The 627-nt window shown below is 58.4% G+C and carries 1 protein-coding gene; it reads left to right on the top strand.

Features of this window, described 5'->3' with window-relative positions; genetic code table 11:
* Positions 1–294 (top strand): UTRA domain-containing protein (locus AWB74_RS45190; protein ID WP_143749581.1); only part of this gene is annotated, 294 nt, incomplete at its 5' end.
* Between the last annotated feature and the right edge of the window lie 333 nt (positions 295–627).

Here is a 627-nt window from a genome sequence, read left to right on the forward strand (position 1 = left end):
ATCTGGCTTGCTCGCCATCGCTTCGAAGCGTTGACTACCCTGCCGCTCGACGAGTTCGGGGATTTGATGTACCCGCTTTATGAGCGCAGGTGCCGGCAAATAGTCGCCTCAGCCACGGAGACTCTCACTGTTGAGCAAGCGACGGAGGAGGACGTGGCTGCGCTACGAGTCGAGTTCGGCAGCGCGATCATCCAGGTTCAGCGCATCGCTGCAGACTTCGCGGGGACACCGATTGAATGGCGGACGACCCGGGGCGCTGCCGCCGGCTTTCAATATCAAGTCGACATTCGCTAAATATCCCGCGGTCGCGCTTGTCTTCTGTCCGCGCTTTCTCCCCGTTCAGCTGGTTTCACCCCCGCGCAGGTTTCCCCCACCCTAATTTCGCACCGAGCCACTGCCGTCTCATCGGACAGTGAGCCGGCGCGCGACCGTCCGCATCCGGGTAACACCCCATGGAACGCCAGAGTCATTCAGAGATATAAAGATATATATGTTTATATCTTTTGCCTTAGCTTGATCCGCCGCAGAGGTCGTTGTGGTCGGAGCGGCAGGCGTTCTCCCTGGAGGGACCATGGACACAACTCCGATTTCTGAACAGCATGTCATGCGAAAAATGGCATGGCGCCT

The organism is Caballeronia arvi (assembly GCF_001544695.2).
GTDB lineage: Bacteria > Pseudomonadota > Gammaproteobacteria > Burkholderiales > Burkholderiaceae > Caballeronia > Caballeronia arvi.